Below are 442 nucleotides of genomic sequence, written 5' to 3'. Positions count from 1 at the left end.
ACGTCGACCGTCGTCGGCCCGAAGGGCGAGGAAATCTGGACGGACCAGTACGGGCGCGTGAAGCTGCAATTTCGCTGGGACCGCTACGGGCAGAGCGACCAGAACTCGTCGTGCTGGGTGCGCGTGTCGAGCCCGTGGGCGGGCGGCGGCTTCGGCGGCGTGCAGATCCCGCGCATCGGCGATGAGGTGGTGGTCGATTTCCTGAACGGCGACCCCGATCAGCCGATCGTGACGGGGCGCGTGTACAACGGCGAGAAGATGCCGCCATGGGGGCTGCCCGGCAGCGCGACACAAAGCGGGCTGCTGTCGCGCTCGTCGCCGGGCGGCACGGCCGAGCATTCGAACGCGTTTCGCTTCGAGGACAAGAAGGGCGCGGAGCAGCTGTGGATGCATGCGGAGCGCAACTTCGACGCGGAGACTGAGCAGGACCACACGCTGTCGG

At 68.1% G+C, this 442-nt stretch carries 1 protein-coding gene; it reads left to right on the top strand.

Annotation, left to right across the window (positions count from 1 at the left end; translation table 11 throughout):
• On the top strand, positions 1–442 hold a 442-nt coding region (tssI, locus tag J5M67_RS28675; RefSeq protein ID WP_207888708.1), incomplete at both ends, for a type VI secretion system tip protein TssI/VgrG.

It is taken from the genome of Pseudomonas sp. 30_B (assembly GCF_017491605.1).
Lineage (GTDB): Bacteria > Pseudomonadota > Gammaproteobacteria > Pseudomonadales > Pseudomonadaceae > Pseudomonas.
The sequence above is the reverse complement of the archived record's forward strand: the minus strand, read 5'-3'. Positions and strand labels throughout refer to the sequence as shown.